Source organism: Paenibacillus sp. FSL M8-0334 (assembly GCF_038000405.1).
In the GTDB taxonomy this organism is placed as follows: domain Bacteria; phylum Bacillota; class Bacilli; order Paenibacillales; family Paenibacillaceae; genus Paenibacillus_AQ; species Paenibacillus_AQ campinasensis.
This window is the reverse complement of the sequence record NZ_JBBOCH010000001.1, coordinates 1,456,245-1,472,344: the sequence shown is the minus strand read 5'-3', so window position 1 is coordinate 1,472,344 and position 16,100 is coordinate 1,456,245. Positions and strand designations below refer to the sequence as shown.

Sequence of the window (16,100 nt, the reverse complement as noted above, 5' to 3'; positions counted from 1 at the left end):
CGGTTTTTTTCCTCGAACCATTTAAATCAATCTTTTCAAATAACAGTGCTTGGTACAAGAACATTCAAATGATAGGAAAGGGAGGGAATGGAATCACCTTTTATGTATTATGCACAGGGGGAATATATAGAGGTCAACATTTTGCATTAAAGGTTTTTTATAGAATCTCATCTATCGAAAGGAGAAAGAGATTTACAGAAGAAGTAAAGTTTCTTCAAAAGCAGAATCACCCGTCAATATTGGGGCATATAGATGACGGAAGCTTTCTTCCGGACACTTACAACTATCCTTTCGTTGTTACGAAGTACATGCCATTAACATTAGAGGATGAAATAAAGAATGGAATTTCATTTCAAAAGGGTCTTATCTATTCAATGCAACTCTTATCTGCGCTAAAATTTTTGAGCGAAAGCAAAATAATTCATAGAGATATTAAACCTCAAAATATATTCATCGATGGTTCAATGGCTATATTAGGTGATTTTGGCCTTATAAAAGAAATTAAAGATGCAGATGGTGTAATTGACGAGGATGACAGGGAATTGTTTGTTCAAGGAGCATCAGGGGTATTACCTGAATTTATTGGTTATGTGGCTATGCCAAGATATTACAGAACCCCGGATTTGATACAATATGCAAACGGTGAAAGAGGATTGGATTTACGAACAGATATATATCAATTGGGCCTAGTAATTGCTGAAATGTTCACAGGGGAGAATCCACTGGAATTTTCAGAAAGTATATTTGAGCCTATTAAGCTTAAACCGATTAAAGATATAAAGGGTCGATATGGTAAAAGGGTTAGAAGTAATCGTCTCTATGTTAGAGCATGATCGTAATAATAGACCATCAGTAAAGAAATTGCTTGATTCATATACGGGAATCTATGAGGACTTTATTAAATCAAAAATTGAAGTTGATGGAGATATATTAAGTTCATTGTAGGTAGACTCAGGTATGCAAGTACATCAGTAAACAATGCATTATGCTAATGTTCTTTAAATCCTCAAAACACCCTCAGCTCTCGTGCTGCTGGGGCCTTTCCCATTCCTTACTTTTCTTTTCTCGCTTCTTCTATGCATAGCATTATTTTAACAGCCAGGATATACGCACCTGATTTTTACTTGATATTCGAAGCTGATAGCTAGAGCATATCTGAACAACCTTCAAGTTTATGATTTTTTTTACAACGGTAGCACAGAACTCTGCGTGGGTTCTGTGCTACCGCTTTTTTTATCAATAATTTTTTTGTGGCGGTCCGATTTCACCCAAAAAATGAACTGGGAGGTAGAGGGATGTTTCCTTCGTGCGCCTTGAAAACCGAATATTCACCTTATCCGGTACGTTCCCCGCATAGCCCGAAAGGGAAAGCCGTTATGCAGTTACGCCACGACCATCCGAATGGATGCGAGCGATTACGACCCATGCAGAAAATAGATGATGGCATCATTTAGGCGATGAAACATGCGGAGGGATAATGATACTTCCGTCCAGCCACAGTTATCGCAATGGGGGCGGCTTGCAGCGATCCTGGAAGAGGCAACAAAAGCCTATGAGAACGGTCAGCCGCCGTTCGCCGGAGAAGGTCAATTAAACTCAATTTCATTGAACGGTACAAATTTAATTCTAGTTATTATAATGTAGATTCACTACGGAAAAACTGATTATAGTCTGTGAAGAGCGTTTGACTTTGGTTCCAGATAACCTATGCCAATTCAAGAGACCGTCTTCGACGACGCTCTCTTTTTATATAGATACTCTTCAAAAAGCCGGTTGCCTGACAACATGTTCAGCGCAACCGGCTTTTTGCGTGAAAGGAGAATGAATGGATGTCCAAGGTGATCGCCCTCGCCAATCAGAAAGGCGGCGTGGGCAAGACGACAACTGCGGTCAATTTGGGAATCGGTTTGGCTGCTGAAGGGAAGAAGGTTTTGCTGGTCGATGCGGACGCGCAAGGAAACCTGACGGATTCGTTAGGGTTTCACGAACCGGACAACCTGCCGGTAACGCTGGCTACATTACTGGGGAAAGCGATGCTGGAAGAACCGTATAACGCGCGGGAAGGCATTTTGCGCCATCACGAAGGCGTTGACCTGATGCCGGGTAATATTGAACTGTCAGCTGTCGAGGTTTCTCTCGTCAACACGATGAGCAGGGAAACGATTTTGCGTTCCTATATTGATGCCGTTAAAGCGGACTACGATTACGTCCTCATTGACTGCATGCCCAGCCTAGGCATGCTGACCATCAATGCATTGGCAGCAGCGGATAGTGTTGTAATTCCCGTACAGGCGCATTATTTGCCGGCGAAGGGCATGACTCAACTGCTGCAGACCATTGCCCGCGTACGCAGGCAGATCAATCCGAAGCTGGTATTGGATGGCGTGTTGCTCACGATGGTCGACAACCGCACCAACTTTGCCAAGGATATTGCGTTGGTTCTTCGGCGCGACTATGGGGACAAGCTACGCGTGTTCAACACCGAAATTCCGCTTTCCATCCGCGCGGCGGAAACGAGTGCCAAGGGAAGAAGCATCTACGGCATATTCATCAAATGGTGCGTGCCAGGATTGTCAGTCGGAAACAAGCTCAACAACCCCAAGCTCAAGATAAAAGTGAAACACAGTTAAACCAGATGCCAAAACCTGTCGAAAAGCGTGTCACGACCACGAACACCCTATTCAAGACTACCGTGCGTTCTCGTGACAAGCGTTCGAGTCTACAACCCGGCGAAATGACAATCGGGGGGAAACGAAATCCCGCCCCCGTTCGTTCTTCCGCTCATAAGCTGGTGAAGCCGCATGCAGGTGTATCCAGGCGTGTCAAAACGGGCGGCAAAGTCATCAAGGTGCTTTCCCATTCAGTAAAGCCAATTCATCAGCCTAGCCAAGAAAAAGGACAGGTCCATAATCCAACAGAGAGGATGAAACATAAAGCCAGGGAAGCGCAAAGAGCAGCCTTTCGATTGATGACCACGCGTCGTTCAAAGCAACGGCTGCAAGCGATTGCCAGATGGAACATTCGCATGATTCGTGTAGCGGTCAAAATGATTGCGGTACTCGCCAAAGGCATGATGGCTCTTTTAGGTGTTAGCAGTACGGTGATCATCTTGCTATGCATCATGATGGCTGTAGCGGCGGTCGTATCGTCCCCTTTTGGTATCTTTGTCTCCCATGAAAATACAGATAGCGATGTATTGCCGCTCTCTGACATTGTACAGGACATGGACAACGAATTTGCTGCCCGACTGGAGGATTTACGTCGGGATGCAGGCACAGTGGATCGTGTAGAAACCCATTATCTCGGCAGCGCTGATAATACTCGCGTCGATAACTGGATGGATGTCATTGCGGTCTTTGCGGTTCGTACCGTAATGGACAGCGAAACCGGCATGGATGTTGCCACTCTGGACGCCACTCGGGTGGGGGTGATTCGTTCCGTATTTTGGGACATGAATCAACTAGACTCTTACGTGGAAACGATTGAACACAGGGAAACGATTACGGTAGAACATGAAGATGGGAGCACGAGTGAGGAAACGATTACCTGGTATGAGTCTATATTGCACATTACAGTTGCCAGTCACACTGCTGAGCAGCAGGCCGACATCTACGACTTTACAATTGAACAAAGAGAGATCATGCATGAAATGTTGTCGGCGGAGTTCCGACCGCTTATGTTCGCACTTCTCGGTAAAGATACGAATGTTGGGTTAACGCCTGAGCAGCTTGAAATCGTTTATCACGATCTGCCGGAAGGGGAATGGGGCGGTGAAGCTGTCCGCTTGGCATTGACTCGCTTGGGCGATCCATACAGTCAAGTTTTGGCCGGGCAAGACCGCTATACAGATTGCAGTTATCTTGTTCAATGGGTGTACCGGCAGTTGAGCATTCAGTTGCCGCGGACGGCGGCTGAACAAGCCAGACATTGCGTCGATAACGGGTGGACAATCCGTTTTGAAGATTTGGCTCCCGGCGATTTGGTCTTTTGGAGCTATGCCAGCAATGGTCGGTTTATGGACATTACCCATGTTGGCATCTATGCCGGAAACGGCAAAGTCGTCGATGCTTCATCCACTCGCGGACAAGTGGTCTACCGGAATTTGTTTGACGCCGATCAGCAGGTGCTGTATGGGCGGCCGTTTCAAATGAAAGAATTGGGATATTCATTCAGTAGATGAACAGCAATGGAACCGAATTCAAGAAGGATTGAAAAATGAATACTTAACACTTTTGGAATCTATTGACGCTATTGATTGGAATGAACAATCTGTCACAGCAGTAGCTACTTTGGCCCATTCAGCATACCATCTCGGACTCTTCGCCAAATGTTAAATGTGATTAAGGCGTAGCTTTGACATAAAGTTCTATAATTAACCGAGTATCGGTGCAAGGAAAGGCAGTCGGGCGCTTATCCGAATTCATTTGATTTGGTTCACAATGATTATGTACCGTCTCGCTTCTTTTCACAAAATGACATCGAAAAAGCATATCGAATTCAGCAAATCGATCAGTCTTTTTCCCAACGTTGTAGCGAATTCAGTGAGGGACAAAGTGGAGTATGAAGAGGTTGCATCAACGACATTTGATTCAATGGTCACAGATTTTTTTGAGCCTTAATTCTGGTCAAATCGGTTCGAAAAAATATTGAGCTTGCAAATAAAAGTATGCCGCTTTATAATAATTTAAAACGAGGAAACTATTAAGGTTTTTTTAGTTTTCAAATTCAAGTCGCGTATAAGGAGACAGATTAATGGAGGATTGGAGTAAACTTGATCACGCAGGTAAGGTGTTTCCAGCAGTAGCCGGGAAAGAAAATTCTTCTACCTATCGATTGTCGATGATTCTTACTAGCCCGATCGACCCTGAGCTACTGCAAAAGGCCTTGGACAAAGTGATTTCTAGATTTCCGAATTTGAATGTAGAACTTCAAAACGGTTTGTTCTGGAAATTTCTTCGCCAGAAAGAATCGCGGCTCATAGTCGAGCAAGAAACGAACTATCCTTGTGCGCCAGTGGATCTGTCAGAACAATATGGAAGCTTAGTACGGGTGCTGTATTACAAAAACAAGATCAGCATTGAAGTTTTTCATGCTATAACGGATGGTGGGGGGGCACTTGAATTTCTCAAAACATTAGTATTCCAGTATTTATATACAAGTGGTGTTCAGATAGATGACAGGGAAGGGGTAATTCTTCCTCCTGATTCATTTGCTCGCTATGCTGAAGCGCAGGATAGCTTTAGAGCTTACTACACGAATAGTCAATCACACTTGAAAGACGAGGTATCAAATGCACTGAAAATTCCGGGCACACGCTTCATGCCTTACGGACATAATGTCGTGCACGGTTTTATTCACGCTAACCAGTTAAATGCAGCAGCAAAGATACAAGGAGTAACTGTTACAGCTTACCTGACGGCCATTCTGATCATGGCGGTTCATGCCGCTACTATGACTATTAACAGCGAGAGCCAACAGTCAATTGTAATCAGCCTACCCGTCAATTTGAGGAAATTATTCCCTTCAATCAGTTTGCGAAATTTTTTTACTGTAATCAACATTGAAATATATATGAAGCAAGAACTGACATTTGAACAAGTGCTTGAAGCGGTAAGTGAGCAAATGAAGAAAAAAACAAAGAAACCGTATTTATATGAGACGATAGCAAACAGTATGAAATATGAGAAAAACTGGTTGTCTAGGTTTGTACCACTCAAGTTAAAAAACCTAGCCATGCGGTATGGTTTTGATAGGTACAGTGAGGCTGTCAAGACGATGACGCTTACGAATTTAGGCAGAATCAGTATTCCGTCCAGTATGACACAATATGTTGAAGCGATGGAGACGACGATGTATCCAACCTCTAAAACTCCAATAAATTGTGCCGTGTGCTCAGTCAATGAAACACTCACAATAACCTTTGCACGCAATATTTTAGAAAGTGATGTTATAATGCATTTTTTTCGACTGCTTAGCGGTCTAAGCGGACTGGAGTTGAAGATTGTCAGCAATGATTGGGGGATGGAAACATGAAGTGTGAAAGCTGTGGCGTTATCGTAGATCCTTCGCATGCTACATGCCCATTGTGTCGAAGGAAATTTGGCAGAGAGACTGCTGGAATCTCTACTTTAACTAATCAATTGTACCCATTCTATTTGATGTCGGATAGGCAACATAAGAAGTCTAGCGAGAACATATCCAAGTGGCTCTCTTTTATCGTGGTATCCGTCATTAGCGTTCTTCTTATTGTTAACATACTGAGTTCTAGGGAGAACATGTGGAGTTTGTATCTATTACCTTGTTTGCTGTATATATGGCTTTCCATTAGGCATACCATTGTAGGGTCCGCCCATCTCGGCCGTAAAATCCTAGTCCAGTTGTTTGGGCTGTCGATTATGCTGTTGTGGATCGATGTGGTGGGGGGTTCGCATTACTGGTCGACAGAGTATGTGATTCCATTTGTACTGATAGCGGCAACACTGCTTGTTACTCTCATTTGTTGTACGGGAAGGTCAAAATGGCGAGGGCTTATAGGTTGCTTACTGAACCTGCATTTCCTAAGTTTTGTTCCGTTGCTGTTATATTTATTAGAATTGTCACAAGTTTTGTGGACTGCCGTTGCGGCCGCCTTGCATTCGTTGATAACATTTGGCGGCATGCTGCTACTCGCAGATAACAGCTTTCGCGAAGAAATTAAGCTAAAATTTCATGTTTGATGGATCAGGAGGCGGTGGCTGCATTGCAAAAATATAATACAAGACTATATAATAAATCGAAACTGATAAAACCATTATTGGCTCTTTAGTATCGAAGGAGGCGTAACAATCAAACATCGTATTATTGAGGCATTCGCTGAAGAATTGAAGGAAAGTGGCATAAAGTTAACCATGGATGATTTGGCCCGCAGACTAGGAATTAGTAAAAGGACGCTCTACGAGCATTTTTCATCCAAGGCGGAGATATTAGATGCATTAATTGAAGAGACCTTTTCCGAAGTGGACAATATAACGGAGCAAATATTGAATAATTCTAATTTAACGCTTGTCGAGAAGATCAAAGGCGTTATAAATGCCTTGCCAACGCATAAAGAGCTTTACGATCGAGTCCTATTAGAGCAAATCAAGCGATCTTATCCAGAACAGTGGAGCAAGGTCTCAAAAGTTTTTACGGAGGACTGGAACGAACTGCAAGCCTTAATCGAGCAAGGGATACACGAAGGAGTCATCATTAACAAAAATGCCACATTAATTGTAAAGTTGATAAGAGAAGCGATCCAATCCGTGCATGATCAAAGATTCTACATGCAAAACAATATTTCCACTACAGAAGCTGTCATGCAAATTACGGATATTATCTTGTTCGGGCTGATCTCCAAGGAAAAATAAAGAAGGGTACTTCCACGCCTTTCTTTTTTTGTCGAAACTATAAAAACAATAATAGTTTTTTTTGGTTAAAAGTGACTTAAAGTAATTATAGAGGAGGGGAACGCTATGGACAAAATTGAAAACAGAACGACAGGTGAACAGAAAAGGACGGGGGAGGCTGCGGCTATAGAAGCTCCGGCTAAAGCCGGGGCCAGGGAGTGGCTCGGATTAGGCGTACTTGCGCTGCCAACCTTGCTCATGTCTATGGATATTAGCGTACTTTATCTGGCGCTTCCGCATTTGGCGGCAGATCTTGCTCCGAGCAGCACGCAAATGCTGTGGATGGTGGATATCTATGGCTTCACACTGGCTGGCTTCCTCATTATCATGGGAAAACTGGCTGACCGCATTGGACGCAGAAAGCTGCTTATGATCGGTGCAGCTACATTCGGTGTGGCTTCCGTGCTTGTTGCCTATTCGAGCAGTGCGGAAATGCTGATCGCAACCCGTGCACTGCTGGGCATCGCAGGTGCAACCTTGATGCCTTCCACATTATCCTTATTAAGAAATATGTTCCTGGACCCTCAGCAGCGCAGTAGTGCGATTGGCGTATGGATGATGTGCCTAGTGGCGGGGAGTGTGCTTGGTCCGGTCGTCGGGGGATTGATGCTGGAATGGTTCTGGTGGGGCTCTGTTTTTCTACTGGGCGTACCCGTGATGCTGTTGCTGCTTGTTACTGCTCCGTCCTTGCTGCCTGAATATCGGGAGCCGACAAACGAACGTCTGGATTTGCTTAGCGCGATCATGTCCCTGGCAGCCATCCTGTGCGTGGTTTATGGTATTAAGAGTATGGCCAAAGAAGGGCTCGATGTGTTGTCCATCTTGATCATAGCCGCCGGTTTGCTCATTGGGTGGGGGTTTGTGTATCGACAAAATGATGTGAAGGATCCTTTAGTGGATATTAGGCTGTTTCGCCTTCCTGTTTTTAGCGGCGCGCTGTGCATGATGCTGCTTGGCTTGCTTACCATAAGCGGCCTTAATTTTTATATTGCCCAATATTTGCAGCTTGTGCAGCATCTGTCCCCGTTTATGGCAGGGCTTTGGCTGATCCCGTCAGCAGGGGGAATTATTATGGGCTCAGTGGCAGCCCCGTGGTTTGTCCGTCGCTTTCCCCCAGCTTATGTGATCGGGACGGGTCTATTCATCTCCTGTACAGGCTTGGCTGCCATTACCCAGGTAGAGGCTGCTTCAGCTTTGTCTGTCCTGGTTGTTGGCAGTGTGGTCTTTTCGATAGGCATAGCGCCGTTAACGGTGCTGGGGACCGACCTCATTATCGGAGCAGCCCCGCCGGAAAAAGCCGGATCTGCCTCCGCGATATCGGAAACAAGTGCCGAATTGGGAGCAGCATTAGGAATTACCATAATGGGAAGTATTGCAACAGCGGTTTATGATCGCCAAATAAGCCGTTCGCTGCCCGAGGAACTTCCCGTTTCCGCAGTACAGGCTGTAAAGGACTCTCTCCCAAGCGCTGTGGAGGCGAGCGCAGCCTTGCCCGCAGAGCTGGCAGCAGAGGTAGTCGGATTGGCGCGCGAGGCATTCACAGTGGGCTTGAATACGATTGCTGCCACTAGTGCCGTGCTTGCTTTACTAGTGGCTGGGTTAACCGTTTTTCTGCTGCGTAACGTATCCGCCAGAACTGAATGATGTATCCAAAAAAACATTAGGAAAGGATTGAGTATTTTGAGTTCCAGAAATAAAGATTTATTTTCTTTTGAGTTTAGCCAAGATCCCTACCCAACATTTAAAAACCTACGTGAAAATGAGCCTATTCACCTCGCTAAGATGAATAATGGTCAATACACATGGGTTGTTACCAAGTATGAAGATGCAGTAGCAATATTAAAGGATCCTCGTTTTACAAAGAACTTCAATTATTTCGCTACTGAAGACAAGCAGGACAAGGGGTCAGCAAATCTTTTAGTACAAAATATGTTATTTTCTGATCCTCCCGATCATACGCGTCTACGCGGCTTGGTCCATCAGGCTTTTACACCGCGTATGATTGAAAGTTTACGGGGGCGTATTGAGGAAATCACACATGAGTTACTCGATGCAGTTCAAAATAAAGGTTACATGAATTTAATCAATGACTTTGCATTTCCATTGCCCATTATTGTTATATGTGAACTGCTTGGTGTACCAAGCAAAGATCGAAATGAATTTCGTAAATGGTCTAATACACTTGTTGATCCACCCCAAGAACCAGAACGAATAGAAGAATTACAAACTCATTTGGAGGAATTCGTTGCATACTTGCAGCAGTGGTTTGAGCAATGTCGGGAAAACCCTCAGAATGATTTAATTAGTAAACTAATTCAAGCTGAGGAAGATGGTGATCGTCTAAAAGAAGAAGAGCTGTATGGAATTGTCTCGCTTTTAATTATCGCAGGACATGAAACGACCGTTAATCTGATCACTAATGGAGTCTATGCTTTATTAACACATCCCGATCAAAAGGTAAGGTTGCAAAATGAACCAAATTTAATAAAGTCAGCCCTTGAGGAAATTCTACGCTATAATGGGCCTGTTCAATTCAGCACAAACCGATGGGCTACTGAAACAATTAGATTAGGAGATAAAACAATTCATGAAGGAGATCAAGTCCTTGTTGCTTTAAATTCTGCGAATCATGATCCTGAGCAATTTCAAGATCCCGAAGTTTTTGATATCACTCGTGGACAAAATAAACATCTTGCATTCGGTAAAGGCATTCACTACTGTCTTGGGGCTCCTTTAGCGAGATTAGAAGGAGAAATTGCCATTACAGCATTGTTGAAACGAATGCCAGAAATACGGCTAGCTACAGAAGTAGAGAATTTGAAGTGGAAACCTGGAATGCTGATGCGTGGTCTAGAAGAATTACCTGTTTTGTTTTAGCTTTAAATTACAGAGCGATGACTACTATACCCGAGAGCGGACAATCTATTTGAAACTTGGCCCGTTTGATAACATCTTATCGGCGCTGCAGTTCACAGGCTGCAGCGTTTATTGTAACATACAAATTTTACAGAATGCTCTTGTTTTCAGTTAACGATACACCTGTTCGATTATGCAAGTTGGATTCCTAACAATCTCTCGAAACACTTGAGTCTGCGTAGAGGTCATCAGCCCGCAATATCCTCGCTTACCGAGGAACAAGTGTGATTCCATGATTCAAACAACCAGATCAACCTACATTTACCTGCTACAATTACATAGTACATAATTTTTGAGCATTGTTGCCGTTATTCATTACAAGCGTATGAAAATTGGAGGTATTAGTAGTGGGATATGGACAGAAGTAGCCTTTCCTGAATCAGTCTCCGCCACCGCCATCAGATCTGCTGTCGGTATCATGATCTATATGATTTTTTCTCCAACTGAATAAAGATAATCTTTTCAAGGAAAATAAGGGAATGGTCTGTCCTGATGTGATCATATTGAGTATGAAAATGACATTTGTAGTATGCTGATCCGATTGTTTTAAGCTTTGATTTTAAAGCTCTTTCGTTGTGTCAATCATATAATAAACCCTAAGATTGAATGAATTTTTTAAGTAAAGTGAAGAAGACATGGTGTGAAGTATTCTAGAACTTGACCATTAAACAGCATTAATGAACACCTCTCGACAGGGGTGGGAATGTTATTGACGAAGTGCTTTCTTACCTTCAGAATTTATTCAGAAAATCCCTTAATATTTCTTTAAGTGTATTCGCTATGATCATCCTTAAAGACAAGGAGGGATTTCGATGGAATATAAAGAAGCATTGTTATTTGTTCAGACATTTGTGCAATCTCCCAAATTAATAGGAAGCATTGTGCCAAGTTCAAGCTTTTTAGGGCAAAAGATGGCGAATAGCGTTCCGTGGAAGGAAATTCATTATGCTGCAGAGCTGGGTGCGGGTACCGGTGCGATTACGAAGTATCTTTCGCAAATCCAACTGCGGGAACTGGTCTTATTTGAACAGGACGAGCGGCTTCGAGACAATTTGGCTAAAGCGTATCCGGATTTCAGATGCTATCCCAATGCGCTTCAAATGAAGGCAATGCTTCAGCAGTCAGGGATCGGTGCATTGGATTGCATATGGAGCGGACTTCCCTTTTTTAATTTTTCCAAATCCGTCCGAGAGACGCTTTTAGAGCAAATTTCAACTTGTCTTAAACCCGGCGGCTGGTTTGTTGCTTTTCAGTACTCGCTTCAGATGAAAAAAGAGTTAAGTGAAAAGTTCAATCTGCAGCAGATTAAGTTTATCCCTTTAAATATACCGCCAGCATTTTTGTATGTGTGCAGAAAGAAATTCAACTGATGTTGAAGGAAGAGTCGAAAGGAGGTAAATCCGCATGAGCACGTATATACTCGTTGTTGATGATGATCCGGAAATACGGGATGTCATTCATATATATCTGCGAAATGAAGGATACGATGTAATTGAGGCAGAAAACGGTCATGAGGCTGTTGAATGTTTGAAGCGACAAGCATTTGATGTCATTATTATGGACATCATGATGCCAAACTTGGATGGAGTGCAAGCGTGCTTGAATATCCGGCAACAATCGAACGTGCCCATTATCATGCTTTCGGCCAGAACAGAGGATTTGGATAAAATTACAGGATTGTCGAGTGGAGCCGATGATTATATGACGAAGCCTTTTAATCCTTTGGAATTAGTGGCACGAGTGAAAGCACAACTGCGAAGAAATAGCATGTATGTGAAATCGGCACAGGAAGAAGATAACATTCAAATTGGGGGCCTCGTCATTGATCCCGACCGACACAAGGTAACGGTTGACGGAAGGGACGTTAAACTGACGCCGACTGAATTTGCCATTTTGGAGTTACTGGCTTCAAACCCCAACATTGTTTTCAATACGGATAAAATATATGAACGCGTTTGGAAGGACCCATCCTTGTCATATACCGAAAATACGGTCATGGCGCATATTCGCAACTTGCGGGAAAAAATTGAGAAGGACCCGAGAAAGCCGATGTATATTAAGACGGTTTGGGGAGTTGGATATAAAATTGAACAATAAATGGTTTCACAAATTAAACCTCAGGGAGAATCTCAGCTATCAAATTTTAGCGGCAGCTCTGGGCAGTGCCGCTTTAGCTTTACTAGTCATGTCAGTGATTGGCAGCTTGCTGAATGCGACGCCGTATGGATTCACTTTTTTTTACGTCCCGATATTCGCTTTTCTGGGCACCTTTTTTCTCTGCTTTTCCTTGTTCACCTATCGGATTCGAATGTATTTTCATGAAATAACGGATGGACTAAAAAAGATAGGCGATGCCAAACTGGATTACCGGATACCGGTCACAAGAAAGGATGAGCTAGGCGAGGTAGCCTTGGCAATGAACCGTATGGCGCAACAGCTTCAACAAACAATTGAACGGGAACGCCTTCAGGAGCAGATCAAAATGGAACTGATTACAGGTCTATCTCACGATGTCAGGACACCATTAACAAGTATTAATGCATACCTCGATCTGATTCGGACAGAATCTTTTAAAAACCGGCAGGAATATCAGCGGTTTGTAGATCATGCTTGCCGCAAGCTTGAACAGTTAAACAAAATTGTTGATCATTTGTTTGAGAACACCCGATTAATGAATCCGAATCTTCGCCTTTCCTTGCAGGCGTTAGATTTTCAGCACTTGGCCGAGCAAATCGTGCATGAGTTTGAGCCGCTGGCAAATGAAAAAGGGTTAGCGGTTACAACCAAATGGGAAAAGAAAAACGTGATTGTGTCCATTGATGCAGAAAAATTGGTCAGAGCAATAGACAATTTGCTTTTGAATGCATTGAAGTTTTCACATAGGCCCGGGACCATCAACATTAGATTGTACATGGTCGAAGATGGTTATGCTGTTCTAGAGGTTGAAAACTTTGGAACCCCGATTACAAAAGAGGACGAGCAACAGCTGTTTAATCGTTTTTATCAAGTCAGTCGTCATCTTGATCCAAAACTTCCTGCAGGTTCGGGCTTAGGTCTTTCCATTGTCCAGAATATCGTTGAGCAGCATGGAGGATATATTGCATTCGAGCACAACGATGGGCGTTTTGTTTTCTCAATACTTTTACCGATTGCAAAGTGCAGCTCAGAGCATCTTTAATGTTCTGCAATTAAAAACAACCCTTTCACTAATCAAGCCCGATGGGCACGGATACGATGTCAATCAAATAGATCAAATAAGGGCTGATAGGCGGGCATGTTCGTCCGTGCCACGACTTCACACTTTTATAAGATAACGAAGACACCGATCGTGATACTCCTGCACTCACCGTTAATGCGATCAAGACTCATAAGGGAGGGTATGGCAGTGACGCTGGCTAGCTGACTCTCACCGGACCTATCCGTGAAATCTAATTAAACGGTTTCCCTATTCTCATGCTGCCCAGCAGATGGTGTGTGTTGCATAGAAAAGGAAATCCACGCGGCAATCATGCCTAGAATAACCAGCCCCCCTCCAATCCAGGGGGTGACGGCTACCGAGCCTGCGGCATTTACAGCAACTCCTCCAAAACCGGCCCCCACGGCAATGCCAAACTGCAGCACCGAAGTATTTAAGCTTAAAGCCAAATCAGGAGACGCTGGTGTTTGTTGTATGAAATACGTCTGTAATGTAGGGGAGGTCATCCAAGCAGAGCCAACCCAGACCGCGACAATTGTGATTGTGGACAGCATCGCTATGTTCATAATGGGAAGGAGCAGCAAAGCAAGCGCATGAATGGACATACTGATCACAACCGTTTTGACAAGACCCCACCGATCTGCACCATAGCCTCCCAAGCGTGAGCCTGCCATCGCGAAAATACCTAGTATGAACAACGTAAGACTTACGGCAGCGGTATCCATGTTCACTGTTTCCCGAAGAAAAGGAATCAAAAACGTATACGTTATCGCATAACCGGCAATCCAGAATAACGTGATAAAGTAACCACTCACAATCTTACGGTTCTTAAATACCGCGAATTGTTGCTTGAAAGGTATGGCTTCACCACCGGCTATGGCAGGAATCAAGCGTACGATGCCAAGCATGACTATAAAGCTTGCAGTGGCCAATACAGCAAACGAACCTTGCCAACCGATCCAGCCGCTAAGCGCTACTCCAAGCGGCACGCCAAATACAAGCGATCCGCTGATTCCCATTGTCAGTGTGCCGATCGCATTGCCCAGCTTCTCCGGGGAGACGAGTTTGAAGACCGTGCTCATGGCAACAACGGTGTACACTCCACCGCTTACGCCTAATAATAAGCGCGAAACGAACAACATGATAAAATTTGGACTCCACCAAGCAATCAGGTTACCGATAATAAATAGACCTATAGCCGCAACCATTACTTTTTTTCGTTCCATACGCGCAGTCAGCATAACGACTAATGGTGCGCCAATGGCGTAAGCCAGAGCGTAGGCTGTCACTAACTGTCCGGCTAGCGCGATACTAACCTGGAGATCATACGCTACCATATCAACTACGCCTGCAATTATATATTCAGCCGTTCCTGCCAGGAAAGCCCCGATGGTCAAAAGTAAAATAATCAAACGATTCATTATAAAACTCCCTTTCGCATTTTATCAATACAACTAAACCAGTTACATTGATGGTCAAAATTTTTTGTCTAATCATTTTTTTATTAAAAAAAGACGTGTTCAAAAGGTGGCTGCTTGATCATAACGACAGCAAACCATCCTTTATCGCATTGAAAATTCATTACGTTTTGAACACGTTGAACACGCACACTATAATGAGGCTTGCGTAAGCGTTTCTTTTAATAAATCGGCTATCGAATATTCAGACAACTGATTCTTCATTGCATTCTCTGTTTTTCCATAAATCGTATTTAATGCCGGACGTATTCCCTTGGCGATGAGACAGGTATTGCTCGGGGTGCTGTGATGTAGCTCGAACAACGGCTTTTGCTCCACCGCTTCATATACCTGTAACAATGTAATATCTTCTGGACGTCTTGCCAGCTTCCACCCAGTATCTTTCCCCCCGTGTTTTACGGAGACAAGATGCGCCCTGCCAAGCATTCCCAAAATTCGACGGATAAATACGGGACTGGTGCCCACACTCTCCGCTATCCGATCAGAAGGAACATGCTCCGTATTCTCTTTACTCATTTCAGCAATCCAGGTCAATGCATGAAGTGCAACCGTAAATCTGCTAGCGACTGCCATTGAAATCCCTCCCAATAAAACCATTTTAGTTACATTGCTTGCGTATGTCAACGATAAGCGTTAACAAATGATGTATTCTATTAAAGGGATCAAGGTTCTGCATTTCAAAAATTCGCTATCATGCTGTACAATATGGCGCCAAGGAACTTAAGCTGTGGTCGAAAAATACAGGTGACGGAAATGATTTAGATTTTAGAGTCTGTTAGCTGACTCATGTTTGAAATATTGGATGGAGCACAAAAGCGTGGGGGCCTTGCAGGGGAATGTTTACAGAAGAAGCCTATTTAATCAGTCTCCGCCACCACCATCAGAACCGCTGTCGGCCCCAGGATCTGTATGATTTTTTTCACCAACTGAACTGCTGCCGACCGGACCAACATCGCCATTTAAGTTTTTTGAACGCATATTTCGATTGGCATACATGATAAATAACACAAAACCTGCACAAGCAAGTAAGACGAAAAACTTAATAATTGGGGGCATATTTATTACTCCTTTCGTTTAGGGCTTATT

Annotated in this window: 14 protein-coding genes; 11 read left to right on the top strand and 3 right to left on the bottom strand. The window is 43.7% G+C overall.

What is annotated here, in order from left to right; genetic code table 11:
* The first annotated feature begins 29 nt into the window (after positions 1–29).
* The 11 genes from MKX64_RS06375 (at position 30) to MKX64_RS06325 (ending at position 13,518) form a co-directional block, all read left to right on the top strand.
* On the top strand, positions 30–833 hold the full coding sequence (locus MKX64_RS06375; protein WP_341036263.1) for a protein kinase domain-containing protein: 804 nt from the start codon (positions 30–32) through the stop codon (positions 831–833).
* A gap of 996 nt (positions 834–1,829) precedes the next feature.
* Positions 1,830–2,630 carry a ParA family protein gene (locus MKX64_RS06370; RefSeq protein ID WP_341035532.1) on the top strand — a complete coding sequence of 267 codons (801 nt, stop codon included), beginning with the start codon at positions 1,830–1,832 and terminating at the stop codon, positions 2,628–2,630.
* The gene (locus MKX64_RS06365; protein WP_341035530.1) at positions 2,555–4,180 is read left to right on the top strand and encodes an NlpC/P60 family protein; all 1,626 of its coding nucleotides are present in this window, start codon (positions 2,555–2,557) and stop codon (positions 4,178–4,180) included. Before MKX64_RS06370 ends, MKX64_RS06365 begins: the two co-directional genes overlap by 76 nt.
* A 572-nt stretch (positions 4,181–4,752) precedes the next feature.
* Positions 4,753–6,033, top strand: a complete 1,281-nt coding sequence (locus MKX64_RS06360; protein WP_341035529.1) for an alcohol acetyltransferase — start codon at positions 4,753–4,755, stop codon at positions 6,031–6,033.
* A complete protein-coding gene (locus MKX64_RS06355; RefSeq protein ID WP_095267471.1) occupies positions 6,030–6,716 on the top strand; it encodes a DUF6320 domain-containing protein in 687 nt (228 codons plus the stop codon). Before MKX64_RS06360 ends, MKX64_RS06355 begins: the two co-directional genes overlap by 4 nt.
* Before the next feature lie 90 nt (positions 6,717–6,806).
* Positions 6,807–7,385: a TetR/AcrR family transcriptional regulator gene (locus tag MKX64_RS06350; RefSeq protein WP_341036260.1), complete on the top strand. Its 579-nt coding sequence runs from the start codon at positions 6,807–6,809 to the stop codon at positions 7,383–7,385.
* 105 nt (positions 7,386–7,490) lie between these two features.
* Positions 7,491–9,068, top strand: coding sequence for an MFS transporter (locus MKX64_RS06345; RefSeq protein ID WP_095267469.1), 1,578 nt, complete (start codon positions 7,491–7,493; stop codon positions 9,066–9,068).
* Between the two features lie 27 nt (positions 9,069–9,095).
* Positions 9,096–10,301, top strand: coding sequence for a cytochrome P450 family protein (locus MKX64_RS06340; protein ID WP_425320451.1), 1,206 nt, complete (start codon positions 9,096–9,098; stop codon positions 10,299–10,301).
* Positions 10,302–11,152: 851 nt separating this feature from the next.
* Complete coding sequence (locus MKX64_RS06335) at positions 11,153–11,710, top strand: class I SAM-dependent methyltransferase (protein WP_095267468.1); 558 nt, start codon at positions 11,153–11,155, stop codon at positions 11,708–11,710.
* A gap of 34 nt (positions 11,711–11,744) precedes the next feature.
* A complete protein-coding gene (locus MKX64_RS06330) occupies positions 11,745–12,437 on the top strand; it encodes a response regulator transcription factor (RefSeq protein ID WP_095267467.1) in 693 nt (230 codons plus the stop codon).
* The gene (locus tag MKX64_RS06325; RefSeq protein WP_095267466.1) at positions 12,427–13,518 is read left to right on the top strand and encodes a HAMP domain-containing sensor histidine kinase; all 1,092 of its coding nucleotides are present in this window, start codon (positions 12,427–12,429) and stop codon (positions 13,516–13,518) included. Before MKX64_RS06330 ends, MKX64_RS06325 begins: the two co-directional genes overlap by 11 nt.
* A gap of 254 nt (positions 13,519–13,772) precedes the next feature.
* Here MKX64_RS06325 and MKX64_RS06320 read toward each other — a convergent pair whose 3' ends face one another.
* From MKX64_RS06320 to MKX64_RS06310, 3 genes are all read right to left on the bottom strand, one after another.
* Positions 13,773–14,957: an MFS transporter gene (locus MKX64_RS06320; protein WP_095267465.1), complete on the bottom strand. Its 1,185-nt coding sequence runs from the start codon at positions 14,955–14,957 to the stop codon at positions 13,773–13,775.
* 189 nt (positions 14,958–15,146) lie between these two features.
* The gene (locus tag MKX64_RS06315) at positions 15,147–15,587 is read right to left on the bottom strand and encodes an Rrf2 family transcriptional regulator (RefSeq protein WP_095267464.1); all 441 of its coding nucleotides are present in this window, start codon (positions 15,585–15,587) and stop codon (positions 15,147–15,149) included.
* 288 nt (positions 15,588–15,875) lie between these two features.
* Positions 15,876–16,070: a hypothetical protein gene (locus MKX64_RS06310; RefSeq protein ID WP_095267463.1), complete on the bottom strand. Its 195-nt coding sequence runs from the start codon at positions 16,068–16,070 to the stop codon at positions 15,876–15,878.
* Positions 16,071–16,100 lie beyond the last annotated feature (30 nt).

Excerpts from the sequence above, each read along its gene's own strand:
- MKX64_RS06370 (WP_341035532.1), top strand. The coding sequence starts at position 1,830 with ATGTCCAAGGTGATCGCCCTCGCCAATCAGAAAGGCGGCGTGGGCAAG.
- MKX64_RS06365 (WP_341035530.1), top strand. The coding sequence starts at position 2,555 with ATGGTGCGTGCCAGGATTGTCAGTCGGAAACAAGCTCAACAACCCCAA.
- MKX64_RS06360 (WP_341035529.1), top strand. The coding sequence starts at position 4,753 with ATGGAGGATTGGAGTAAACTTGATCACGCAGGTAAGGTGTTTCCAGCA.
- MKX64_RS06355 (WP_095267471.1), top strand. The coding sequence starts at position 6,030 with ATGAAGTGTGAAAGCTGTGGCGTTATCGTAGATCCTTCGCATGCTACA.
- MKX64_RS06345 (WP_095267469.1), top strand. The coding sequence starts at position 7,491 with ATGGACAAAATTGAAAACAGAACGACAGGTGAACAGAAAAGGACGGGG.
- MKX64_RS06335 (WP_095267468.1), top strand. The coding sequence starts at position 11,153 with ATGGAATATAAAGAAGCATTGTTATTTGTTCAGACATTTGTGCAATCT.
- MKX64_RS06330 (WP_095267467.1), top strand. The coding sequence starts at position 11,745 with ATGAGCACGTATATACTCGTTGTTGATGATGATCCGGAAATACGGGAT.
- MKX64_RS06320 (WP_095267465.1), bottom strand. The coding sequence starts at position 14,957 with ATGAATCGTTTGATTATTTTACTTTTGACCATCGGGGCTTTCCTGGCA.
- MKX64_RS06315 (WP_095267464.1), bottom strand. The coding sequence starts at position 15,587 with ATGGCAGTCGCTAGCAGATTTACGGTTGCACTTCATGCATTGACCTGG.
- MKX64_RS06310 (WP_095267463.1), bottom strand. The coding sequence starts at position 16,070 with ATGCCCCCAATTATTAAGTTTTTCGTCTTACTTGCTTGTGCAGGTTTT.